We start from the raw sequence: 23,870 nt of genomic DNA, 5'->3' as shown, positions 1-23,870 counted from the left end.
CGCGAGACGTGGTCCTTGACGGGTGATACCGGCCGGGACGGGGGGCGTCAGAACGGGTGGATACCGACCGGTGTCGCCGGGGGCGGGCCGTAACCCTCGGCGATGCGCTGGTGGTAGGTGGCCCGGTCGATGACCTCCAGGCCGACGATCTCCCAGGCGGGCAGTCCGGCGGTCTGCCGGTGTTCGCCCCACAGGCGCAGCGCGACGGCGGCGGCGTCGTGGAGGTCCCGGGCCTCTTCCCAGTAGCGGATCTCGGCGTGGTCGCAGGCGTAGCGGCTGGTGAGCAGGAACGGGTGGTCGTGGGCCAGTTGTTCGAGTCCGCGGCGCAGTTCCGGCAGGGGGACCTCGGCACCGCGGACGCCGAGGGTGACGTGCCACAGCCGGGGCAGGTCCTTCGGCTCCTCGTAGGTGTCCCCGGCCGCGACGCTCGTCAGAGCTCCGCGGGAGGCCGCAGCCCCAGGGCGCACTCGTCTCACGACGGCCTCCTTCAGCTGTCCTCGTGCGGAACGTGGTCCTGAGACAAAGTTGAGCAGGCCGCAAGGGTTCGTGTGGCGGTTTTACGGAACGTCCCCCACCGGGGGCCCTCGCCGTGCCCGCTTTTACGGGTGCAGGATCACCAGGTCGTCCCTGTGTACGACCTCCCGTTCGTACGCCGGGCCCAGTTCGCGTGCCAGCTCCCTGGTCGATCGCCCGATCAGCTGGGGGATCTCCTTGGCGTCGAAGCTGACGAGTCCGCGTGCCACCGGCCGCCCGGCGGTGTCGCGCAGTTCGACCGGGTCACCGGCGCTGAAGTCGCCGTCGACGGCGGCGATCCCCGCGGGCAGCAGCGACTTGCGGCCCTGGACCACCGCGTGTACGGCGCCGTCGTCGAGGGTGAGCGAGCCCTGCGGGGTGGAGGCGTGCTGAAGCCACAGGAGGCGGTCTGCGGACCGTTTGCCAGCGGGATGGAAGTAGGTGCCGGTGTCACCGCCGAGGAGCGCCTCGGCGGCGTGCACGGCGCTGGTGAGGACGACGGGGATGCCGGCGGCCGCGGCGATACGGGCAGCTTCGACCTTGGTGACCATGCCGCCGGTGCCGACACCGGCCTTTCCGGCGCTGCCGATCTCGACGCCGGCGAGGTCCTTCGGTCCCTTCACCTCCGCTATCCGCGCCGTGCCGGGCCTGCTGGGGTCGCCGTCGTAGACGCCGTCGACGTCGGAGAGGAGGACCAGGAGGTCCGCGTGGACGAGGTGGGCGACGAGGGCGGCGAGGCGGTCGTTGTCGCCGAAGCGGATCTCGTCGGTGGCGACGGTGTCGTTCTCGTTGACGATCGGGAAGGCGCCCATCGCGAGCAGCTTGTCCAGGGTGCGCGAGGCGTTGCGGTGGTGGGCGCGCCGGCTCATGTCGTCGGAGGTGAGCAGCACTTGGCCGACCCGGACGCCGTAGCGGGCGAAGGAGGCGGTGTAGCGGGCGACGAGCAGGCCCTGGCCGACGCTGGCGGCCGCCTGCTGGCGGGCCAGGTCCCGGGGGCGGCGGCGCAGACCCAGCGGGGCGAGACCGGCGGCGATCGCGCCGGAGGAGACGAGGACGATCTCCCGCTCCCCGCCACCGCGGCTCTTGGCGAGGACGTCGACGAGTGCGTCGACGCGGTCGGCGTCCAGGCCGCCGGAGGCGGTGGTGAGCGAGGAGGACCCCACCTTGACGACGATCCTGCGGGCCTCGCCCACGGCCTGCCTTGCCCTTGCCACGTCCCGTCCCCACTTCCTCGCGTCTGGCAGCAATCTACGCGAAGCGGATCTGCGCGGGACGCTTCCGTCCAGCCTCCGGACAGCGCCACGGACAGCGACACGGACAGCGACACGAACAGGTCGTCGGTAACCGGCCGATCACGTTCCGCTCACGGCAAAAAGGTTGCCTTGACTCCTTATAGAAATCGAAGAGAACGCAAAGTTAATTTGAAGTTTGTGTCATCTAAAGTTCGCAGCGTGAAGCGCATCCTGCTCAGGTCGGGCAAGAACCCCTACGACGTCGTCACCCTCGAGGAGGCCCTGCACCGGGACGTCATCGCCACCAACTCGGGCAACCTGATCTTCAGCGACGCCGCGCACAAGATCCTTACGACGCCGGACACCGAAGTCGTCTCGAACGGCATACCCTCCGACGTCTCCGCAGCCGGACGCATCAACGACGAGTACGACGCGTTCGTCATCCCGCTCGCCAACGCCTTCCGCCCGTCCTTCGAAGGCTCGTTGAAGCGGATGACCCGGCTGATCTCGAAGTTGCGCATACCGGTCGTCGTCCTCGGAGTGGGAGCCCAGACCGGAGTCAGCTACAACCCGGAACGGCTCAAGCGCATGGAGCCGACCGTGCGGGAGTTCTGTTCCGCGGTGCTGGAGCGCAGCGCGTCGATCGGTGTGCGCGGCGAGTTCACCGAGCAGTACCTGAAGAAGATGGGCTTCAAGGACGTCGAGATCATCGGCTGCCCCTCGATGTTCATGTACGGCGATCGGCTGTCCGTGCACAAGCGAGCACCGGAGTTGACGCCCCGCTCCCGGATCGCGATCAACGGTTCGCACAGTGCCGTACGCACCCAGGGGCTGGACCGGATCATCACGCGCACCCACCAGGACTACCCGAATCTGTGCTTCATCGGCCAGAACCTCAGCGACGCCCGCCAGTTGCACTGGCGGGACCTGTCGGACCCGAACGCCGCGGTGACCGCGATGCCGACCCACCCGGACCATCCGATGTACCGCGAGGACAAGGTCCGGGTCTACGTCGATCCGGTCACCTGGATCAATGACCTGCGTTCCTTCGACTTCTCCTTCGGTTCGCGCATCCACGGCAACATCGCGGCGCTGCTCGCGGGCACGCCGGCCACCGTGCTGTGCGGTGACTCGCGGACGCTGGAGCTGTGCCGGTACTTCGAAATTCCGCACCGGCGGCTGGATCAGGCGGTCAAGGACCCGGCCTCGGCGGACCCGGCGAAGCTGTACGCGGAGGCCGACTTCGGCGGCCTGCTCGGCGGCCACCGGGAGCGTTTCGACCGGTTCACCGGGTTCCTGGACAGGAACGGGCTGCAGAACACGTTCACACACGGCGACAGCGGGGTGGCCTTTGAGGAACGGATGGGCGCGCTGACGTTCCCCGCGAGCGTGCGCCCCTGGAACGACGCGGACCCGGCCTCGCTCACCTCGCGGTTCGGCTGGCTGCACACCCGGATCGACGAACTGTCGCTGGACAACGCCCGTCTGCAGAAGGAACTGGCGCGTTCCGGGGCCAGGATCAAGTCCGTCGGCGCGCAGCCGGCGTCGGTCTACCGGCGGGCCCGGCGGGCCGTGGGCCGGCCGATCCGCCGGGCGCTGGGGTCGGGCCTGTAGGGCGGCGGGTCCGGGTGCCCCGGATCCCGGTCAGGCGGCGGCGGCCTTGACTCCCCGTGCGGGCAGCGATCGCCGGACCTTGCGCATGGCACGCCGCAGGAAGGTGTTGGCGGCGTCCTCGCGGTAGCCCTCGACGGAGCGGGCCTCCCGGGGTTCCGCGAGGTAGATCCGGTCGGGGACACCGACCGACTTCGAGCGGAAGTACGGGTAGGCCAGGTAGACGGCGGTACCGCGCTTCTCCAGGACGGCATCGGGCTGCTTCTTGGCGCGGACGAACTCGATGACGTCGGGAAGGAGATCGGGGCGCCGTTCGGCGACCAGGTGAAGTCTCAGCCGTTCGTGCACTCTGAGCCGGCGGGCGACTTCCGGGTTCCAGTGGGCGTCCATCAGCGGCCCGGCCAACTCCATCTTGTGCCGCCGCACCTCGTCGTCGTCCTTGAGGAACTTGGGGCCGAACTGAGGGAGCAGGGTGACCAGGAACGGCCGGACCATGAGGGTGTCGCGACGCGGTCCTGCCGGAACCATGTCGGCGATCAGTTTCATCAGGGCGCGCGCGGAGTCGAAGCGCAGGGTGTAGCTGCCGCTCTTGGTGACGTGTTTCCCGTCGTCGCGGCCGACCAGGTAGTAGCAGGGGTAGTCGGCGACGACGGAGACGCCGTCGGCGCGGAGATAGGCCTCCATGGTGAACAGCGCGTCCTCGCCGGTCCACAGGGACTCGTCGAAACGCATGCCGTGCCGTTCCAGGAGCGCGCGGCGGAAGAGTTTCTGGGCGCTGAGCGTGAACTTGATGTTGGAGGAGAAGACGTCGGTACGGTCGAGGGTCTTGCCCCACATCGACGCGGGGGGTTTGCGGTTGATTCCCTCGACCTTGCCGAGGACGACGTCGGTGCCGTTCTTGTCCGCCATGGCGACCATGCGCTCAAGGGCCTCGTCGCCGAGGCGGTCGTCGGCGTCCAGGAAGAACACGTAGCGGCCGGTGGCCCTGGCGAGGCCGACGTTGCGGGGGCCGCTGGGGCCGCCGGAGTTCTCCTGGCGGATCACGGTCACGGGCATGGGGGCGCGGGCCGCGAACTCCTCCAGGCACTCCCCCGTGCCGTCGGCCGATCCGTCGTCGACGGCGATGACCTCCATGCGTGCCGGGTCGAGGGTCTGACGCTCCACGGAAGCCAGGCATTCGACGAGGTACGGCATCGCTTCGTACGCCCCGATGATGACGGTCACATCAGGCTGCGCAACGACGGTCACGTTTCTCCCTAGTCAATGGTGCGTTCCCCCGGCGTCGACTCAGTCGCAACGTTCTAGATGGCTGATCGACGCGACTGGTTGCCCAGGAACATCCCTTGAGTGACCCAGCTCACATGGCAGGAATGCGGCCGGACGGTGTACGGCGGGTTACGTCGGACAGTACGGATGCGCAGTAAGAGCCACTCATCGGATACCGCGAAGCGCTGGTAAGAAGACACACCCGGAATCACTAAGCAAAGGTAAGAAGACGATTTTGGGGAATGCCGAACGGGCTCGGTCCCGGAGAGGAGTCCCCGGGACCGAGCCCGTTCGGTGTGTGGCGCGCGGGTGAGTGTGTCAGCCGGCGGTGGTGGTGCCTTCCGCCTCGCTGGCGGCCTTCAGTGTGTCTCCCGGCAGCGCCTCGGCGATGTCGGCCGCTTCCGCGTCACCGGCCGCGATGCGGGCCTGCTGGCCCAGGTTGCGGGTCTCGGCCTTGCGGGCGAGGGCGGCCACCGCGTCGTTGAACTGCTCGATGGAGGTCGGCTCGTCGGGGCCCAGCAGGTAGCGCTTGAGTTCTTCGCGGTCCGCGGCCAGCGGATCGGCGGAGGGATCGCGGACGGCGTCGAGCAGGGCGCTGAGTTCCTTGGCACTGTTGGACAGGATCACGGCGGCCCGCACCGCGGTGTTGGCCTGCTTGAACTCCTCCACTCCGACGCCGGCGGAGTCGGTGACGGCGTACGGCTTGCCGCTCGCGATGAAGTCGGAGACCACGCTGGAGATGTCGGAGACCATGGCGTCGGAGACGTTGAAGCAGTCGTACAGGCGCGGTTCGGCGCCCGTGATCACCCGGTGCTGGTGTGTGGGGAAGGAACGCCACAGAGCGTCGTTCCACTCGGCGCGCAGCCGGGCGACCTCTTCGTGCTTCTTCAGGTCGACGACGTCGTCCCGGCTGGCCTCGGCCTCGTCGCGCTTCTCGTCGCCCGTGCCGGTCAGCTCGACCAGGCGGGCCTCGATACGGGTGAGCTCGGCCCGGGCCGCCGCCTGGGCGGCCGGGTCGGTGGTGAAGCGAGGGTCGGTGGCGCGCTGGGCGGCGGCCTTCTCGATGAGGGCGGTGACCCGCCGGTGGGCGGCGCCCGCCTCGGGGCTGACCGTGCCGGTGAAGGGGTGCGGCTTGTACAGGACGCGGACCGGCGGGTCCGCCTTGACCAGCTTCTTCACGATGTTCTCGCCGGCGAGCACGAGGGAGGTGTTGCCGGGGTTGCCGTCCCAGCCTTCCCAGGTGGGCGCGTAGAGAACGGTGGGGATCCGGCCGTCGGGTACGCCCTGCCAGTGCTGGATGGGGGCCAGTTGCGGACGGCCGACCTCGACGATGTCCTCGTCGCGGACCCCGACGTCGGCGATGGCGTAGCGGTCGCGGCCCGCGCGGCCCGCGGTCCACACCTCGTCGTACACCTTGCTGAACGGGTTGACGCTGGCCAGCTTGTCACTGTCGCCGTGGCCGATGAAGACGTGCTTCATCGTGGGGACGCGCAGCAGGTGGATGTTCTTGCCGACGTTGGCCGCGTAGAGGGCGACGCGGACCGTGGCCAGGTCCATGTTCATCAGGTGCACACCGCCGGGCACGCAGATGACGGGGACCGTGGTCGGGGCGAGGCTCTGCAGGATGACCCGTTCGCGCAGCAGGATCAGCGGGCGGGAGTCCAGCTGCTCCATGGTCTCCAGCCACATGTTGACCTGGTAGGCGGAGTCCTTGGAGCCGGAGAAGTACAGGACGGTCTCGGGCTTGTACTCGCCGAGCCAGTCGTCGACGGCGGCCAGGACGGTGTCGGCGTCCGGCGGGGTCTTGCGGCCGCGTACGTAGGGCATCAGTACCAGCACGTACAGGGAGCCGAGGCCGAGGGTGAGGCCGACGCCGATGCCTGCGGCGACGGCGCTTTTGGTGACTGCCGAGATCAGCAGGCCGACGACGGCCGCGAGGTCGACGTGGAGCATCTTCTCGGCGGAGCGGTCCAGCAGGCCCTGCGGCGGGGCGTCCGGGATGCGGATGCGGGATTTGAGGTCGACGTTGCGGGTGGCGACCGGCATCCGGCGTCGGTTGCGGATCAGCTGGACCAGGGCGCCGTGCGGGGCCTGCAGGCCGTAGAAGGCGATGAAGCAGGCGATGGCGCCGTAGAAGATCAGACCGTTCGAGAGGTCCATGCGGGCCAGCAGCAGGATCAGCAGCAGCTGCCGGATCAGGAAGCGGATCGACAGGCCGGCCCGGACCTTGCTCAGACGGCTGATGAGGTAGCTGCCCTTGCGGTGCAGGTAGTGGTCCGCCAGGTACGTGACGGCGGCCGCGGCCGCGAAGGCGTAGACGCTCGGGACGAGCGCGGCGATCATGAGCACCGGGAAGCCCAGCATCATGAGTGCCGCCGCGGCCAGCTCGGCCGCGCTGCCCACCCGGGCGACGCGAATAGCGGTGGATATCACGGAGAACCTTTTGCTGACAAAAAGGCCTGTATTTGACCTTGCGGACGATCTGGCGTGGTAGTCGATCTGAAGTTTTTACGGTTCAGGCCCCTGTGAATGCTCTAGGAACACGCAACCACAGAGGCCTGAATTACAGATAACTATTGGAAGTTGATTATGCCACGCCGTCCTGCCGGTCCAGGACACTGGCCAGCGCCTGTTCGAAGCCGGAGGCCTGGCCGGCGGCGGCCGTCGGGTCCTGCTGGCGGACGTCGATGACGTGGCCGGTGAGTTCGGAGAGCAGCACGTCGAGGGAGGTGCGGGCGACGGCTTCGGAGGAGAGCAGGGAGCCCGCCGGTTCCTGGCCGAAGGCCTTGGTGCGCATGGGGGTGGCGGTGCGCTCGGGGTTGATGCAGTTGACCCGGATGGAGTCACCGGCCCACTCGTCGGACAGGGCCTGGGTGAGGTTCACCATGGCGGCCTTGGTCGAGGAGTAGAGGCTGTACTCGGCGCGGCCGCGGGTGTAGCTGCTGGAGGTGTAGAGGAGCAGCTGACCGTTGGTCTCGGCGAGGTACTTGTAGCTGGAGCGGGCGATCTGCACGGGGGCCAGGTAGTTGACCTTCAGGGCCTCTTCGATGGTGGCGTTGTCGGTCTCGGCGAGCTTGCCGATGCGCAGGACGCCCGCGGTGTTGACGACGTAGTCGATGCGGCCGGTCTCGGCGTAGGCCTTGGACAGGGCGTCGTCGACCTCTTCCGGGTTCTCCACGTGGGTGCCGGTGGTGGAGCGGCCGAGGGCGTAGACGGTGGCGCCGTAGGACTCGGCGAGTTCGGCGATGTCCTTGCCGATGCCGTACGAACCGCCGAAGATCACGACGGTCTTGCCGGTGAGCAGTTCGCGGTAGGCGTCTTCGCCGTTCTGCACGGGGGCGGCGGTGGAGGCGAGCTGGAAGAGCTTGTCGGCGATGAAGACGTCGACGGGCTGGGTGACCTTCATGTTGTACTCGTCGCCGGCGACGACGTGGATCGGCACGTCCGGCAGGTACTTGAGCACGACGGAGCAGTCGTCGGTGGCCTGGAAGTTGGGGTCGCCGGCGGCGACCTCGTAGGCCCGCTTGATCGTGGACAGCTTGAACGCCTGCGGGGTCTGGCCGCGGCGCAGCCGGGAGCGGTCCGGGATCTCGGTGATGAACTCGCCGTCCTCGCCGTGCGTGCGCGTGACGATGATGGTGTCGGCGGAGGGGATGGCGACGTCGACGGCCTGGTAGCGGTCCAGCGCGGCCACGCAGTCGTCGATGACGCGCTGCGACAGCAGGGGGCGCACGGCGTCGTGGAAGAGGACGTTGAGGTCCTCTCCGGCGGCCAGTCCCTCGCCGAGGGCCTCGATGGCGCGCTCGGTGGTCTCGTTCCGCGTGTTGCCGCCCTCGATGACCTTCTTGACCTTGGTGAAGCCGGCCTTCGCCACGATCTTCTCGATGTCCGCGACGTAGCCCGGGGCCATCAGCACGATGATGTCGTCGATCGAGTCGGCCTTCTCGAAGGTGGCCAGGGTGTGCTCGATGACTGCCTTGCCGGCGATCTTCAGCAGCTGCTTGGGGATCGACAGACCCACCCGCTGGCCGGTGCCACCGGCCAGGATCACTGCGGTGGTTCGGGGCTTGGCTATGCGCTGGGACACAGGTGACCTACCTCGGGGCATCAGGGAACCTGGAAATGGTCCCACTTCCGGTAACCGCTGTGCAAGGTGAGCGCCGTCCACCGCATATGTACCCGCAACCTTTCATTCATCTTGCACCGCTGGTGACGGGTGCCGCCCGTCGGCCGTCCGGGGAAGTTCCGTGAATTCGCTGTGAGTAACTGCACAGTGCATTCCGATTGCTGTGCGTGACCCGATACGGCTCAGCGATGCTAAGTCGTGACACCTGGACGGCTTAGCAGAGCTAAGCCATCCGACCCGCGAGGCTCACCGTCCTCGCAGCCTCTTGAGACATCGGTGACCCAGTACCCGTACCAGTTCCCTCGATGACGTCTGGTCCACGGTCCTGGTCTTGGCGTCGGCCGCGTGCCGTACCGGCGCGGCCGCCGCCGCAGCGAGTGCGCCGTACAAGGCGCGGGCGGCCACCCCCGGGGCGATGCGGTCGCCGACGACGCGGACGGCCAGGGCGTCGATGTGTGCCGCCATCTCGGCGCCGATGCGGGCGGCGGCCTCGACAGCCCAGCCGGGGGTGCGGATCTTCACGTCACCGGCCGCGGGACTGCACGTGTTCCGCATATGCATGACCGCGCCGTTGCGGATGAGCTTCGAATAGAGCTCGTCAGGCAGGCCATTGCCGCGGAATTTCCACGTTGAGCTTTCGCAGCATTTCGGTCTCGGCGAGGGTGAGGGAGCGGTTCGCCGCGTCCGGAACGTGCTGGAGGAGTTTTCCGGGGAGGCCGCGGTCGCCGCCGAGCAGTTCGACGATGCGGGCGGCGGTCTCGTCGTCCGGGGCGTCGGCGAAGAACTCGCTGCTGATGACCGACGTGCGCGAGCCGGTGGCCTCGACCTGCGCGAGCAGTCGCGTCCAGTGTTTCTAGGTGGGCACGGTGTCGCCCATCATCGCGGGCCGGGCGCAGGCGGCGAGGGCGGCCTCCATCGGGTGCCGGGTGGTGGCGGGGAACTCCACGCCGTGTTCGGGGAGCCTGTCATGCGCGGACTCCCTTGCCACGGTGGCCTTTGGGCGGTCTGACCTTGGGAAGCTCCCATGGCAGGTGGGTCCGGCCGCTGAACTCAGCCGTACGTGCGCATGACAACCAGAGCCAACGGAAAGCCCGTTACGGCCGGGAAGCAGGTCCTGGCCGCAACGGGCGTGGTCGTGTGCGACGGTGCCGATGCCGGGTCCCGGAAGTCCGGGCGGGAACCGGCGGCGCGGCTACTCGAAGGGGTCGAAGTCGCCGTACTCGCGCAGGGACTCGTCCCGCTCGGCCTGCCGGTCGCGGCGGCGCTGGACGGCCGGGCGCTGTTCCTCGAAGCGGTGGTCCTCGCCGCGCCGGCCGAGCATCTCGGCTCCGGACATCATGGTCGGCTCCCAGTCGAAGACGACGGCGTTGTCCTCGGGGCCGATGGCGACGCCGTCGCCGGCCCGGGCGCCGGCCTTCATCAACTGCTCCTCGACGCCGAGGCGGTTGAGACGGTCGGCCAGGTAGCCGACGGCTTCGTCGTTGTTGAAGTCGGTCTGGCGGACCCAGCGTTCGGGCTTCTCGCCGCGGACCCGGAAGAGGCCGTCGTCCTCCTGGACGACGGTGAAACCGGCGTCGTCGACGGCCTTGGGCCGGATGACGATGCGGGTCGCCTCCTCCTTGGGCTTGGCGGCGCGCGCCGCGCCGACCAGCTCGCCGAGGGCGAACGTCAGCTCGCGCAGGCCCGTGTGGGCGACCGCCGACACCTCGAAGACGCGGTAGCCGCGGGCCTCCAGGTCGGGCCGGACCATCTCGGCGAGGTCCTTGCCGTCGGGGACGTCGATCTTGTTGAGGACGACGATCCGGGGCCGGTCGCCGAGTCCGCCGTACTGCCCCAGCTCTTCCTCGATGACGTCGAGGTCGGAGACGGGGTCGCGTTCGGACTCCAGGGTGGCGGTGTCCAGGACGTGCACGAGGACGCTGCACCGCTCGACGTGGCGCAGGAACTCGAGGCCGAGGCCCTTGCCCTGGCTGGCGCCGGGGATGAGACCGGGGACGTCGGCGATGGTGTAGACGGTCGAACCGGCGGTGACCACACCGAGGTTGGGGACCAGGGTGGTGAACGGGTAGTCGGCGATCTTCGGCTTGGCGGCGGACAGCACCGAGATCAGCGAGGACTTGCCGGCGCTCGGGTAGCCGACCAGGGCCACGTCGGCGACGGTCTTCAGTTCCAGGACGACGTCCCCGAAGTCACCGGGCTCGCCGAGCAGCGCGAAGCCGGGGGCCTTGCGGCGGGCGCTGGCGAGGGCCGCGTTGCCGAGGCCGCCGCGGCCGCCCTGGGCGGCGACGTAGGAGGTGCCGTGGCCGACGAGGTCGGCGAGGACGTTGCCCGCCTTGTCCAGTACCACCGTACCGTCGGGCACCGGCAGGACCAGGTCCTGGCCGTCCTTGCCCGCGCGGTTGCCGCCTTCGCCGGGCTTACCGTTGGTGGCCTTGCGGTGCGGGGAGTGGTGGTAGTCGAGGAGGGTCGTCACGGACTGGTCGACGGTCAGGATGACGTCGCCGCCGCGGCCGCCGTTGCCGCCGTCCGGGCCGCCGAGCGGCTTGAACTTCTCCCGGTGCACGGAGGCGCAGCCGTGGCCTCCGTTACCCGCGGCGATGTGCAGCTCGACGCGGTCCACGAAGGTGGTCATGGTGCAGTGCCTCCAGATACTTGCGGGGTCATACCTATGTCAACACGCGAAAGGCGGACCCGCCTTCCCGATCGGGAAGTGAGGTCCGCCTCGCGAAACGTTCGGTCTGAGTCCTGAGAAATCAGGCTCAGGCGACCGGGACGATGTTCACGACCTTGCGGCCACGGTGGGTACCGAACTCCACCGCGCCGGCGTTCAGCGCGAACAGCGTGTCGTCGCCGCCACGGCCGACGCCCGCACCCGGGTGGAAGTGGGTGCCACGCTGGCGGACCAGGATCTCGCCCGCGTTGACGACCTGACCGCCGAAGCGCTTCACGCCGAGGCGCTGAGCGTTGGAGTCACGACCGTTACGGGTGGACGATGCGCCCTTCTTGTGTGCCATCTCTCCTCAGTCCCTTACTTCGCAGCCGCGGGGATCTCAGTGACCTTGATCGCCGTGTACTGCTGGCGGTGGCCCTGACGACGGCGGTAGCCGGTCTTGTTCTTGTAGCGCAGAATGTCGATCTTCTGGCCCTTGTGGTGGTCCACGACCTCGGCCTGGACCTTGATGCCGGCCAGCACCCACGGGTCGCTGGTCACAGCGTCGCCGTCGACAACGAGCAGGGTCGAGAGCTCGACCGTGTCGCCAACCTTGGCGGTGGAAATCTTGTCAACCTCAACGATGTCGCCGACAGCAACCTTGTGCTGGCGACCACCGCTGCGCACGATGGCGTACACGCGGATCTCACTCTCTCGCTCGGGAACGGCACCCCCGAAGTCCAGCCGCCCGGCATACGGGCGGCCTCTTCGGAACACCCTGTGCTCCGAAGGAAGAGGTTTACGGGGATGTGGCGCGTCCTCATATCCATGGACACGCCGACGGTCAAGGTTACGGGGCGGTGGCCGAGGGGGTCAAACCGGGCCCCGGGGGTGTGGGGCCGGTCACTCGGCCCCGGGGTGCGGTGCGGGGCCGGTCACGAGGACCGGCCCCGCGTGCCGGGCGTCAGCCCTCGTCGGAGGCGGCGGGGACCGTGGCGGTCTTCTTCGCCGTCGACTTGGCGGCGGCCGTCTTGGCGGTCTTGACCGCCTTCTTGGCCGTCGTCTTCTTCGCCGCGGTCTTCTTGGCGGCGGTCTTCTTGGCCGCCGTCTTCTTCGCCGCGGTCTTCTTGGCGGCCGTCTTACGGGCCGTCTTCTTGGCCGGGGCGGCCTCCTCGGCGGCCGGTTCCCCGACCGCCGGCTCCCCGGCCTCCGGGGCCTCGGCCGCCAGCGCCTCGGACTCCGCCGACGGCACGACCACGACGGCCGCCTCCTCGGACGCGGTCGGCGCGGTGGCCTTGCGCACCGCACGGCGGCGCGGACGGGCCGGAGCGGCGCTCTCGGCGGGCGCGGGCGCGGCCTCGGCGGCCGGTTCGGCAGCGGGCTCCGCAGGGGTTTCCGTGACCGTCTCCGCCACCGTCTGCGCCGGGGCGCTCTCGGCGACGACGGTCACCACGGCGGCCTCGGCCCCTGCCGGGGACCCGGCGGGCGCCGACACCTTCCGGGTGGCACGCCGACGCGTACGGCCCTTCGGTGCGGCCTCCTCCACCGCGGCGGGGGTCTCCGGGGCGGCCGGGGCCTGCACGGCCTCCGACGCCTGGACGACCGGGTCCTCCACGGCGGGCGGTTCGGCGTGCGCCTCGGCGGCCGGCTCCGGCAGCACCTCGCGCTCGGCCGCCACGGCGGCCGGCACGGCCTGCGCGGTCGGCGCCTCGGCCTCGGCGCCCCGGTTGCGGGACGCGCGCTCCCTGGGCGCGCCGGCCGGAGCCGAGGCCCGGCGGCTCGCCCGGCGGCGGGTGCGGCCGCGGCCGGCCGCGGCCTCCGCCTCGGCGACGCTGCTGTAGAGCTCCTCGTCCGGCGCGAAGGCGGGCGCGGTCAGTGCGACGGGTTCGGCGACCTCGGCCGCCACCTCCGCCGCGGTCTCGACCGCGTGGACGGCCTCGGCGTGCTCGACGGCACCGTCGTCGACGACCTCGTGGGTCTCGTGGACGTCGTGCTCGTGCTCGTGCCCGTCGCCGCCGCGGCCGCGCTTCTTGCGCTTGCCGCCGCCACCACCGCCGCCGGAGCTGGGCTGCTCCATGTGGACGATGACGCCGCGGCCGTTGCAGTGCACGCAGGTCTCGGAGAACGACTCCAGCAGGCCCTGGCCGACGCGCTTGCGGGTCATCTGGACGAGACCGAGCGAGGTGACCTCGGCCACCTGGTGCTTGGTCCGGTCCCGCCCGAGGCATTCGAGCAGGCGGCGCAGCACCAGGTCACGGTTGGACTCCAGGACCATGTCGATGAAGTCGATGACGATGATGCCGCCGAGGTCGCGCAGCCGGAGCTGGCGGACGATCTCCTCGGCCGCCTCCAGGTTGTTGCGGGTGACCGTCTCTTCGAGGTTGCCGCCCTGGCCGGTGAACTTGCCGGTGTTGACGTCGACGACGACCATCGCCTCGGTCCGGTCGATGACCAGCGAACCGCCGCTGGGCAGCCAGACCTTGCGGTCCAGGGCCTTGGCGAGCTGCTCGTCGATCCGGTAGGTGGCGAAGACGTCGACCTCGGAGGTCCACTTCGACAGCCGGCCTGCGAGGTCGGGCGCGACGTGCGAGACGTAGCCGTGGACGGTCTCCCAGGCCTCGTCGCCGCTGACGACGACCTTGGAGAAGTCCTCGTTGAAGATGTCGCGGACGACGCGGACGGTCATGTCCGGCTCGCCGTACAGCAGCGTCGGGGCGTTGCCGTTCTTCGACTTCTTCTGGATGTCCTCCCACTGCGCCTGGAGCCGTTCGACGTCGCGGCGCAGTTCGTCCTCGCTGGCGCCCTCGGCGGCGGTGCGCACGATGACGCCCGCGTCCTCGGGGACGATCTTCTTGAGGATGGTCTTCAGCCGGGCGCGCTCGGTGTCGGGCAGCTTGCGGCTGATGCCGGTCATCGAGCCTTCGGGGACGTACACGAGGTAGCGGCCCGGCAGGGAGACCTGGCTGGTCAGGCGGGCGCCCTTGTGGCCGATCGGGTCCTTCGTCACCTGGACGAGGACGGACTGGCCGGACTTCAGGGCGGACTCGATGCGGCGCGGGCCGTTGGCCATGCCGAGGGCCTCGAAGTTGACCTCGCCGGCGTACAGGACGGCGTTGCGGCCCTTGCCGATGTCGATGAAGGCGGCCTCCATCGAGGGCAGCACGTTCTGGACCTTGCCCAGGTAGACGTTGCCGACGTACGAGGTCGACTGCTCCTTGTTGACGTAGTGCTCGACGAGCACGCCGTCCTCCAGGACGCCGATCTGCGTACGGTCGCCGTGCTGGCGGACGACCATGACGCGCTCGACGGCCTCGCGGCGGGCGAGGAACTCGGCCTCGGTGATGATCGGGACGCGTCGGCGGCCCTGTTCGCGGCCTTCGCGGCGGCGCTGCTTCTTGGCCTCCAGGCGGGTGGAGCCCTTGATGGACTGCACCTCGTCGGAGGGCTCGGAGGGCTTGCGGGGCTCGCGGACCTTGACGACCGTGCGCTCCGGGTCGCCCTCGCCGGGCTCGGCGTCGGCGGGGCTGTCACCGGCGCGCCGCCTGCGGCGACGGCGACGGCGGCTGCTGGAGGAGGAGGCGCCGGCGTCGTCGTGGGCGTCCTCGTCGTCCTCTTCCTCCTGCTCGGCCGTGTCCTCGGCGTCCTGCTCGGCCTGCTCGGCCGCGAGCTCGTCGGAGCCGTCGTCGGCGCCGTCGCCGTCGGCGGCGTCACCCCGGCGACGGCGGCGGCCGCCCCGGCGGCGGCGCCGGCGGGAGCCGGACTCCTCGGCCTCGTCCTCGCCGTCGGCGGCGTCCTCGACGGAGTCCTCCGGCTCCTCGGTCTCGTCCTCGGCGGCGGCCTCGGCGACCGGGGCCTCCTCGACGGCGCCCCGACGGCGACGGCGGCGCCGCGAACCGGCCTCGGCCTGCTCGGCGGAGTCCGGGGTGCCGGTGGAACCGCTGGAACCGCTGGAACCGGTGGGCGCGGTGGTCTCCGCGACCTCCTCGGGCTCCTCGGTGCCGACGGACGCGGCGGCGGCCTCGGCGGCGGCGCGATCCGGGGTCTGGAACCTGGGCTCGGTGAACACGGGTGCCTGGAAGACGGCGACGGCGGGCCGGGCCGGGCGGCGCGGCTCCTCGTCGGCTCCGGCCGCGGCGGCGGGCTCGGAGAAGCCGGTCGCGGCCTGCCGTACGACGCGGCGCCGACGACGCGGGGCCTCGGTCTCGACGGGCTCGGCGGGCGCAGCCGCGGGTGCGGCGGCGGCCGGGGCCTGGGCGGCCGGTGCTTCGGCTGCGCCCGTGTCGGCGGCCTCGGGCGTCCCGGCGGGTGCGGACACCCGGCGGGTGGCACGACGACGCGCGCGGGGGGCCGGCGCGGCCTCCTCGGTGGTGTCAGCGGTCTCGGTGGCTTCCGCGGTCTCGGTGGCGTCGGCGGCCTCTGTGGTCTCGCTCACCTCAGGTGCCTCGGTCGTCTCGGTCGCCTCGGCGGCGACGGCGGGCGCGGCGGTGCTCTCGGGGGCTGCGGCGGGCGCGGCCACCCGGCGGGTGGCACGGCGACGGGCGCGCGGGGCGGGAGCGGGCGCGGCCTCCTCGGCGGCCTCCTCGGCGGCCTCGGGGGCCGCCACAGGGGCCGCCTGGGCCGCGGGGGTGTCGGCTGGCTCGGTCGCGGCCACGGCGGCCGGGGCTCCGGCGGGTGCGGAGGCGCGGCGCGTGGCGCGGCGACGGGCCCGGGGCGGGGCGGTGTCCTCGTCGCTCTCGGCGCCCTTCGCGGCGGCCTCGGCCGGGCTCGCGGCGGGCTCGGCGACGGCGGCAGCGGGAGCCGTGGCAGTGGCGGGGACGACCGTCTCGGCGGTCTCGGCGGTCTCCGGGGCCCCGGCGGGGGCGGACACCCGGCGGGTCGCACGACGGCGCGTGCGCGGGGCGGGAGCTGCCTCTTCCGTGGCCGCACCGCTCTGCGCCGCGTCGCCGGCCGCTACGGCCTCGGAGGGCTCGGCAGCGGCGGCGGGCTGCGCCACCTCGGTGGGCTCGGCGGCCGGTATGGCCGGAGCGGTGGTCTCGGCCTGGTCCGCGGTCACGGCCTCGGCCGCGACGGGCGGTCCCGCGGGGCGGGACGCGGCACGGCGACGCCTGCGCGGCGGCAGGGTGTCGCTGGGGGTGTTCGCTTCGGAGCCCGTAGGGGTCTCTGCGGGTTCGGTCGGTTCGAGCATGCGGGCGTTTCTCCCGTCAGGCTCCCGGGCGCCGCGCCTGGTCCGGAGTCGCTCGTCGAGCGACCACCGGTGACGTCCGCGGCTCGCGCGTTGCGCGGTGCCGCCGTGTGGGGCGCGGGCGCCGCACAGGAGCTCTCTGTGTCCTGTCTCGCCGGTTCCGTACGCCTTGTCGCGGACGGCCTGGCGAAAGTCTTCTGGTCGGTGCGCTGCCCGACCCAGGTGGCTCCCGAGTCCGAGGGCTGCGCTACGACGTCCGTCCTTCGCGGGACCTTCCTTACGCCGGCGCCGTCGCGGTGGCAGCGGGTTCGGCCTTCGAAAGGGCCTCCACTGCCTCGCGGTCGGGCGCGAGCGGGTCGGTCACCGTGCCGGTCTCTTCATCGAGCAGCCCCTGCGCCAGCCTGGTCACCGCTGCGGGGACCGGCGGCGCCAGGTCGGCCACGGCGCGGAGACCGGACAGGACGTCGTCGGGTCGTACGGCAGGCGTCACGTGCCGAACAACCAGCCGCAGTATCGCACAGGGCTGGTCGGTCGGCCTATCAGCCGTTTCACTCTGTGTTTCAAGTTGCACGACGGCGGGGCGGGCGTCGAAGGTTCGGACGCCGTTCTTGGTCATGCGCTGGACCTCGACGGCCTCGGCGGTGTTGAACGCGGCGACGGCCTGTTCGGCCAGGGCCGGGTCCACGCCGGGCAGCCGGAGCTCCCACACGGATGCGGTGAGCCGGTCGGCCAGTCCTGACGTGCGTGCCTCGACCGCGTCGACGATGTCGAGCCCGGTGGGCAGGGACTCGTCGAGGAGGGCGCGCAACCGCTCCGGGTCGCGGGGTGCGGTGAGCGCGATCTCCAGGTACTCCGCCTCACTGCCCGTGCCGGTGGGTGCGGCATTGGCGTACGACACCTTGGGGTGCGGTGTGAACCCCGCCGAGTAGGCCATCGGCACCTCGGCGCGGCGCAACGCACGCTCGAAGGCGCGCTGGAAGTCACGGTGGCTGGTGAACCGGAGGCGGCCGCGCTTGGTGTAGCGCAGTCGGATGCGCTGCACCGCGGGTGCGGGCGGCGGGCCTTCGGGCTGTCGCTTGCCCAGTGTCGTCAGTCCTTCGTGGTTCTCGTGAGGTTCTCGCGGAAGCGGCCGTACCGCTGTGGGCCGTACCGCTGTGTACTGCTATCCACCAAGAGTACGTGTGTCGCGGCCCGTGGGTTCCCGTCGGTCCGCGGTCGCCGGCCGGGCCGGGCCGCCGAGGAGGGCGCGGCGCAGGTCGGCGCGGGCCTGGCGGACGGCTCGGCCCACGGCGTGTGCGGCCTGGGCCGCGGGGCGGAGCACGAGGTCGCGCACGACGTGCCCGACCGGGGTGAGGACGGTCCGGTACGCCCGGCGCGCGGGTTCCACGAGGATCCACCGGAAGAGGGTGCCGAGCACTCGTCCGGCGGCCCGTACGAGGCGTCCCAGGGCTCGTACGACGTGCCCGGCGGCCCGCCAGGCGTGGCCGAGGGCTTCGCCGATCTCCGTGAGGACGACGCCGAGGCCCCGGGCCAGCGGGGCGAGGAGCCGGTGCCACAGGGCGAGGGCGGGCAGGACGAGCAGCACGCGCGCGATCCGGTACAGGCCGGCGGCGACCTTGCCGGCCAGCCGGGCGACGGCGTGCGCGACGGGGGTGAGGAGCCGCAGGAGGGCGTGGCCGACCGGGGTGAGCACGCGCGCGTGGAGCCACAGCAGGGCGTGGCCGAGGGGGGTGAGCAGGTGGCGGTGGAGCCAGATCAGCGGGACGACGAGGAGGCCGTGCAGGAGCCGCCCGACGGCGCGGGCCAGGGGGGCGAGAACATGGCGCCCGAGGAGGCGTGCGGCCGTCGCGGACGCGTCCCAGAGCAGGCGGACCGGCACTACCACCAGGAACACCAGGGCGCGGACGGGGATCCTGATCGCGACGACGAGGCACCCTTCGGGGTCCCCGGTCGGAGGCTGCCGCTGTGGCTGGTTCTGCATGCCCATGCCGGTACAGACGCTCCGGGGAGCTGTCCGGATGCGGCACCGCTCAGCCCCTTGATCACCATATGGCGGCGACACGGTAACGGTTGACCCGCTCACGCCAATATGGATGGATCCAGCCAGGTCGGCTTGATTTGCTGAGGGTCAATCAAGCCTTGATCCCCGGGGGGACGAGTAATGAACTGGTACGTGGACGTACTCAAGAAGTACGCGGTGTTCAGCGGCCGCGCGCGTCGACAGGAATACTGGATGTTCTTCCTGTTCAACCTGATCATCAGCATCGTGCTGGCGGTCGTCGGCCGGGCCATCGGGTTCGCCGCCCTCAGCTCGATCTACGCGCTCGCGGTCCTGCTGCCCGGCCTGGGCGTCGCGGTCCGCCGGCTGCATGACACCGGCCGGTCCGGCTGGGCGATCCTGATCGGCATCATTCCGCTGGTCGGCTGGATCATCCTGATCGTCTGGCTCGCCTCCGAGGGCAAGCCCGAGGAGAACCAGTACGGCCCCAACCCGAAGTACGCGGCCGCCGCCTGATCCCGCATCACCCGAGGGCCCGTCGGATCCGTCCGGCGGGCCTTCGCCTGTCCGGGAAGAGCCTGCGCGGCGGGTCGCCGGGAAGGGCGGTTCCAGCCGTCGGGTGCGGAATCGTACGACACGGTGGGCGGCCCACCGCGGGCACTCACCCGCCCACGCCCGTGTCACTTCCATGACCGCCGCCTCACCCGCCCCGGGTGAGGCGTCCGCGGCGGGGCCGGGTGCATCCTCGACACGGCAGGTGTCCGGCGTCGGGGAGCCGTGTCGGAGGGACGACCATGAACCCGCAGACCCGTCTGGCGCCGCGCTCCGACCGTCTCACGGCCTTCTCCTGGGCCCGGGTCGCGCTGCTCGCCCTGCTCGGCAGTCTCCTCGTCCTGCTCGTCAGCGGTGGGCTGCGGAGCCTCCTGTGGGTCCTGGTCGCCATCGCCGCGGTGGCCCTGGCCGCCGGGGGCCTGTGGTGGACCCTCGCCCACCCCGGACCGCTCCGCGCCGCCGGGGCGCTGCTGGCGGCGGCCGCCCCGGTGACGGCACTGGTCCTGTTCGCCACCCACGGCATGCTGGTGCCCGCCTGCCTGGCCCTCGGCCTGTGGCTGCTGGCGCTGACGGCCGCGCGGATCGCGACGACCCCCGCGGACCGGGCGGCCGGGAGCGCCGGTGAACCCGTCGCGGTGCCGCCCGCGCGACAGCCGTGGGTGGTCATGAACCCGCGCTCCGGCGGGGGCAAGGTGACGCGCTTCGGGCTCGCCGAGAAGGCGAGGGCGGCGGGCGCCCGGGTGGTCCTGCTGGACCCGGCGCACCACCAGGACGTGGCGGAGCTGGCCCGGCGTGCGCTGGCGGAGGGCGCCGACCTGCTGGCGGTGGCCGGCGGGGACGGCACGCAGGCGCTGGTCGCGGAGGTCGCGGCCCGGCACGACGTGCCGTTCGTGGTGATCCCGGCCGGGACCCGCAACCACTTCGCCCTGGACCTCGGTCTCGACCGTGACGACCCCGCGGCCGCGCTGGAGGCGTTCACCGACGCCGAGGAGGTCCGTGTGGACCTCGGGTACGCCGCCGGGCGCGTGTTCGTCAACAACGCGTCCTTCGGCACGTACGCGGCCGTCGTCGGCAACCCCGGCTACCGGGACGCGAAACTGCGCACCGTCCTGCAGATGCTGCCCACCCTGCTCACCGGTCCCGACGCGCCGCGCCTGAGCATGCGCGCCGGGCGTCGGCGCGCCCGGGGGCTGCAGGCCGTGCTCGTCAGCAACAACCCCTACCGGCCCCTGCCCGACCCCGCCCGCCCCGGGTTCCGGGAGGGCCTGGACTCCGGGCGGCTGGGCGTGCTCGGCGTGTGCGTCGACAGCCCCGGCCGGGCGGCCCGCCTGCTGACCTGGGGCCGCCGGTCACCTGCCGTGACCAGCCTGGCCGCCCGCGAAGTCGTCGTCGACGCGGACACCCGCGCTGGCCCGGCATCGGGTCCCGGCGCGGGCCCGGGATCGGACACGGGCGCGGTTCCAGGACCAGGACCAGGACCCGGCGCGGGTCCGGGACCGGGACCGGACACCGGCACGGTTCCAGGACCAGGACCCGGCGCGAACGCCGACGCGGGACCCAGGTCAGGTCCCGGCACAGACGCTGACGCGGTTGCGGGAGCGGGCCGCGGCGCTGACGCCGGCCCGGTTCCGGAAGCAGATCCCGTCGACGCCGACGCCGACGCGGGCCCCGTGCCAGGTCCGGGTACGGACACCGGCGTGGGTGCCACTGCGGACGTCGGCGCGGCGGCCACCCCGGACGTCGGCGCCCGGGGTGGCACCGTTCCGGCCGGGATCGACGGGGAGTCCGTCGTGCTGCCCGCGCCGGTGGTCTGCCGGATCTCCCCCGGGGCGCTGCGGGTCCGGGTGCCCAGGCACCGTCCGGGCACCCCGCCGAACCGGCCCCCGGCCGACTGGCGGCAGGTGCTGCGCCTGGCGCTCACCCCTCGAGGACGGCGCACCGGCAGCCGCTCCCACGGGTGAGCCCGCAGCCGTTCCCCTGGCTGGCCCGCGGAATCGGCGGGGCGCCTGTCAGGTCCCCGCGACCGGCCGGCCGTTCCAGCGGGCGAGGAACTTGCCGAGTTCCCACAGCACCAGCAGCGCCAGGGCCGGGACGAGCGTCCAGGCGAACTGGGCCAGGTTCAGCTCGGTCGTCCCCAGCAGCCGGCGGAAGGCGTCCATCTGGGTGACCAGGACCGCGAGGACGAACTCGATCAGCATCGCCCGGTTCATCTGCTTGCTGTCGAAGCTGGCGGTGGTCAGGACGGTGGCCCGTTCGCTGCGGCACTCCAGCGCGGCCACGATCAGGCAGAGCGCGAAGGACGTGAACGCCATCGACTGGCCGACCGCGACACTGCCGTAGCGGGACGCGCCGAGTTCGATCAGGCAGAGCAGCCCGATGGTGATCGTCAGCCCGGACAGGCCGACGGTGAGCATCACGCCCCGGGACAGCACGTGCGCGCCGCGCGGACGCGGCCTGCGGGCCATCAGGCCGGGGCTCTGCCGGTCGAAGCCGAGCGCGAAGCCGAAGGCGGCGTTGACGAAGAAGTGGATCCACAGCACCTGCGCCGGGGTGAACGGCTCCCCCGCGGCGATGTCGAACAGCGTCGCGCCGAGGAACGTCAGCACGAACACCACCAGCAGGACGAGCACGAACCGGATGTACTTGGTGAGGTTGTCGTAGATCTTGCGGCCCTGTTCGACGGCGTAGACGATCGTGGCGAAGTTGTCGTCGGAGAGCACCATCCGGCCCGCGTTCTTGGCCACCTCCGTGCCGGAACCCATGGCGATGCCGACGTCGGCGGCCTTGATCGCGGGGGCGTCGTTGACGCCGTCGCCGGTCATGGCCACCACGTTGCCCTTCTTCTTCAGGGTCTCGGCGAGCAGCACCTTGTGCTCGGGTGCCACCCGGCCTACGACACCGATGCCGTCGATCCGCGCGAGTCGTTCGCTTTCGGGAAGCGCCGCGAAGTCGGCGCCGAGCACGGCCTCGCCCTCGATGCCGAGCTGCCGGGCGATGGCGGCGCCCGTGACGACGTCGTCGCCGGTGACCATGCGGACCCTGATGTGCGCGGCCTGGGCGTCGGCGACGGCGGCCCTCGACTCGGCGCGCGGCGGGTCGACCATTCCGACCAGGCTGGTCATCTGCAGGTCGGTGACATGGCCGAGGAGGTCGCCGTCCGGGTCGAAGTCGGCGGGGTCGAGGTCGCGGCGGGCGGCGGCCATCACCCTGAGGCCCTCGCCGCCCATCCGCTCGACGTGCTCCTGCGCCCGTCGCCGCAGGGCGTCGTCCCAGGGGACGGACCTGCCCTCGCGCAGTGCGGTGGCCGCGCGGGCCATCATGGCGGGCGCCGCGCCCTTCACGAAACAGCGGACCACGGGACGGCCCGTCTCGTCGGTGGCCCGGTTGAAGGTGGCCATCAGCTTGTAGGCGGGGTCGAAGGGCAGCACGGCCAGCCGTGGCAGCCGCTCCCGGGTGGCGTCGACGTCCAGGCCCGCCTTGTGGCCGAGGATCAGCAGGGCGCCCTCCGTGGGGTCGCCGATCACCTTGCCGTCCACCAGGCGGGCGTCGTTGGCGAGCAGGTAGGGCAGGATCGCGTCCGTCATGTCGGGGGCGCCGCCGACCGGGTGCCGGATCCTGCCCTCGAGGCCGTAACCGGTGCCGGAGACGGTGTAGCGGTCCCCGGGGTCGATGACCTCGACGGCGGTCATCTGGTTCATGGTGAGCGTGCCGGTCTTGTCGGAGTTGATCGCCGAGGTGAACCCCAGTGCCTCCACCGACGGCAGGTCCTTGACGATCGCCTGCCGCCGGGACAGGTCGATCGCGCCGATGGACAGGATCGTCTGGGACACGGTCGGCAGCGCCTCCGGGATGGCGGCGATCGCCAGGGACACGGCGCTGACGAACAGCGCGTCCCACGCCGTACCGCGGGCGCGGCCGAGCACGAACATCAGGATCATCGTCACCCCGGCGGTCGCCGTGATCCACAGGGTGAGCCGGTCCATCTCCCTGGTCAGCGGCGAGGCCTCCCGGCGAGTGCTCGACAGCATCCCGGAGATACGGCCGAGTTCGGTGTCCACGCCGGTGGCGGTGACCACCACGGTGCCGCTGCCGTGGGTGACGGGGGTGTTCATGAACGCCATGTTGTGGCGTTCTCCGGGCGGCAGACCGGTTCCGGTGAGCACCCCCGGTTCCTTCGCGGCCGGCACGCTCTCACCGGTCAGTGCCGACTCGTCGATCGCCAGGGCGTTCGCCGTGACGATCCGGCCGTCCGCGGGCACCTCGTCGCCCGCCGCGAGCAGCACCACGTCGCCGGGGACGACCTCCTCGGCGGGCACCTTCGACTCGGTGCCGTCCCTGCGTACCCGCGCGGTCGCCCTCATCATCGACTTCAGCGCGTTCATGGCGCTGTCGGCCTTGCCCTCCTGGCGCATTCCGACGACCGCGTTGACCACGGTCAGGACGAGCAGCAGGACGCCGGTGCTCCACTCCCTGATGACGAGCGAGACGACGGCGGCTCCCAGCAGGACCAGCTGCATGTAGCTGCGGTACTGGGCGAGGTAGCGGCGCCAGCCCGGCAGCGGCTTCTCCTCGGGCAGTGCGTTGGGGCCGTGCGTACGGAGCAGTTCCGCGGCGCGTGCGGTGGTCAGTCCGACGGCCGGATCCACCTCGAACGCCGCGGCCACCTCCGCCGGCGGACGCGCGTACCACGGCCGGCCGCCGGTGTCCCGGTCCTGCGGAGCGTCTGTCTGCGCGGTCAT

General features: G+C 71.5%; 17 protein-coding genes. 3 read left to right on the top strand and 14 right to left on the bottom strand.

The window, feature by feature from the left end; all coding sequences use genetic code 11:
* Nucleotides 1-47: 47 nt before the first annotated feature.
* Nucleotides 48-476 carry a hypothetical protein gene (locus tag ACZ3KP_RS25130; protein WP_132886803.1) on the bottom strand — a complete coding sequence of 143 codons (429 nt, stop codon included), beginning with the start codon at nt 474-476 and terminating at the stop codon, nt 48-50.
* 123 nt (nt 477-599) lie between these two features.
* Nucleotides 600-1,706, bottom strand: a complete 1,107-nt coding sequence (gene proB, locus ACZ3KP_RS25125; RefSeq protein WP_467502025.1) for a glutamate 5-kinase — start codon at nt 1,704-1,706, stop codon at nt 600-602.
* Between the two features lie 258 nt (nt 1,707-1,964).
* Here proB and ACZ3KP_RS25120 point away from each other — a divergent pair, with 258 nt between their 5' ends.
* Nucleotides 1,965-3,359: a polysaccharide pyruvyl transferase family protein gene (locus ACZ3KP_RS25120; RefSeq protein ID WP_467501820.1), complete on the top strand. Its 1,395-nt coding sequence runs from the start codon at nt 1,965-1,967 to the stop codon at nt 3,357-3,359.
* A gap of 30 nt (nt 3,360-3,389) precedes the next feature.
* Here the strand turns inward: ACZ3KP_RS25120 and ACZ3KP_RS25115 are convergent, their stop codons facing one another.
* The 11 genes from ACZ3KP_RS25115 to ACZ3KP_RS25065 form a co-directional block, all read right to left on the bottom strand.
* Nucleotides 3,390-4,604, bottom strand: a complete 1,215-nt coding sequence (locus ACZ3KP_RS25115) for a glycosyltransferase family 2 protein (RefSeq protein WP_467501819.1) — start codon at nt 4,602-4,604, stop codon at nt 3,390-3,392.
* Between the two features lie 336 nt (nt 4,605-4,940).
* The gene (locus tag ACZ3KP_RS25110) at nt 4,941-7,055 is read right to left on the bottom strand and encodes a hypothetical protein (RefSeq protein ID WP_467501818.1); all 2,115 of its coding nucleotides are present in this window, start codon (nt 7,053-7,055) and stop codon (nt 4,941-4,943) included.
* Nucleotides 7,056-7,209: 154 nt separating this feature from the next.
* Complete coding sequence (locus ACZ3KP_RS25105) at nt 7,210-8,709, bottom strand: D-ribitol-5-phosphate cytidylyltransferase (RefSeq protein WP_467501817.1); 1,500 nt, start codon at nt 8,707-8,709, stop codon at nt 7,210-7,212.
* Nucleotides 8,710-8,994: 285 nt separating this feature from the next.
* A complete protein-coding gene (locus ACZ3KP_RS25100; RefSeq protein WP_467501816.1) occupies nt 8,995-9,309 on the bottom strand; it encodes a hypothetical protein in 315 nt (104 codons plus the stop codon).
* A 292-nt stretch (nt 9,310-9,601) separates the two neighbouring features.
* Nucleotides 9,602-9,736, bottom strand: coding sequence for a hypothetical protein (locus ACZ3KP_RS25095; protein WP_467501815.1), 135 nt, complete (start codon nt 9,734-9,736; stop codon nt 9,602-9,604).
* Nucleotides 9,737-9,940: 204 nt separating this feature from the next.
* Entirely contained in the window at nt 9,941-11,380 is a 1,440-nt protein-coding gene (gene obgE / locus ACZ3KP_RS25090) for a GTPase ObgE (RefSeq protein ID WP_358972835.1), read from the bottom strand.
* Between the two features lie 127 nt (nt 11,381-11,507).
* The gene (gene rpmA / locus ACZ3KP_RS25085; protein WP_007381992.1) at nt 11,508-11,762 is read right to left on the bottom strand and encodes a 50S ribosomal protein L27; all 255 of its coding nucleotides are present in this window, start codon (nt 11,760-11,762) and stop codon (nt 11,508-11,510) included.
* Nucleotides 11,763-11,776: 14 nt separating this feature from the next.
* A complete protein-coding gene (gene rplU / locus ACZ3KP_RS25080) occupies nt 11,777-12,097 on the bottom strand; it encodes a 50S ribosomal protein L21 (RefSeq protein WP_004931419.1) in 321 nt (106 codons plus the stop codon).
* Nucleotides 12,098-12,362: 265 nt separating this feature from the next.
* Complete coding sequence (locus ACZ3KP_RS25075; RefSeq protein ID WP_467501814.1) at nt 12,363-16,583, bottom strand: Rne/Rng family ribonuclease; 4,221 nt, start codon at nt 16,581-16,583, stop codon at nt 12,363-12,365.
* Between the two features lie 274 nt (nt 16,584-16,857).
* Entirely contained in the window at nt 16,858-17,622 is a 765-nt protein-coding gene (locus ACZ3KP_RS25070) for a TIGR03936 family radical SAM-associated protein (protein ID WP_366888894.1), read from the bottom strand.
* Nucleotides 17,623-17,742: 120 nt separating this feature from the next.
* Entirely contained in the window at nt 17,743-18,567 is an 825-nt protein-coding gene (locus ACZ3KP_RS25065; RefSeq protein WP_467501813.1) for a hypothetical protein, read from the bottom strand.
* Between the two features lie 174 nt (nt 18,568-18,741).
* Between ACZ3KP_RS25065 and ACZ3KP_RS25060 the strand changes: the two genes are divergently transcribed.
* Both ACZ3KP_RS25060 and ACZ3KP_RS25055 read left to right on the top strand, forming a co-directional pair.
* Nucleotides 18,742-19,095 carry a DUF805 domain-containing protein gene (locus tag ACZ3KP_RS25060; RefSeq protein WP_358972821.1) on the top strand — a complete coding sequence of 118 codons (354 nt, stop codon included), beginning with the start codon at nt 18,742-18,744 and terminating at the stop codon, nt 19,093-19,095.
* 278 nt (nt 19,096-19,373) lie between these two features.
* A complete protein-coding gene (locus ACZ3KP_RS25055) occupies nt 19,374-21,092 on the top strand; it encodes a diacylglycerol/lipid kinase family protein (protein WP_467501812.1) in 1,719 nt (572 codons plus the stop codon).
* 48 nt (nt 21,093-21,140) lie between these two features.
* Here the strand turns inward: ACZ3KP_RS25055 and ACZ3KP_RS25050 are convergent, their stop codons facing one another.
* Complete coding sequence (locus ACZ3KP_RS25050; RefSeq protein WP_467501811.1) at nt 21,141-23,870, bottom strand: cation-translocating P-type ATPase; 2,730 nt, start codon at nt 23,868-23,870, stop codon at nt 21,141-21,143.

It is taken from the genome of Streptomyces sp. NPDC020958 (assembly GCF_055562175.1).
The sequence above is the reverse complement of the archived record's forward strand: the minus strand, read 5'-3'. Positions and strand labels throughout refer to the sequence as shown.

Bases quoted from the DNA above. Each gene is read 5' to 3' on its own strand.
- ACZ3KP_RS25100 (WP_467501816.1), bottom strand. From the start codon at position 9,309: ATGCATATGCGGAACACGTGCAGTCCCGCGGCCGGTGACGTGAAGATC.
- obgE (WP_358972835.1), bottom strand. From the start codon at position 11,380: ATGACCACCTTCGTGGACCGCGTCGAGCTGCACATCGCCGCGGGTAAC.
- rpmA (WP_007381992.1), bottom strand. From the start codon at position 11,762: ATGGCACACAAGAAGGGCGCATCGTCCACCCGTAACGGTCGTGACTCC.
- ACZ3KP_RS25075 (WP_467501814.1), bottom strand. From the start codon at position 16,583: ATGCTCGAACCGACCGAACCCGCAGAGACCCCTACGGGCTCCGAAGCG.
- ACZ3KP_RS25065 (WP_467501813.1), bottom strand. From the start codon at position 18,567: ATGGGCATGCAGAACCAGCCACAGCGGCAGCCTCCGACCGGGGACCCC.
- ACZ3KP_RS25060 (WP_358972821.1), top strand. From the start codon at position 18,742: ATGAACTGGTACGTGGACGTACTCAAGAAGTACGCGGTGTTCAGCGGC.
- ACZ3KP_RS25055 (WP_467501812.1), top strand. From the start codon at position 19,374: ATGAACCCGCAGACCCGTCTGGCGCCGCGCTCCGACCGTCTCACGGCC.
- ACZ3KP_RS25050 (WP_467501811.1), bottom strand. From the start codon at position 23,870: ATGACCGCGCAGACAGACGCTCCGCAGGACCGGGACACCGGCGGCCGG.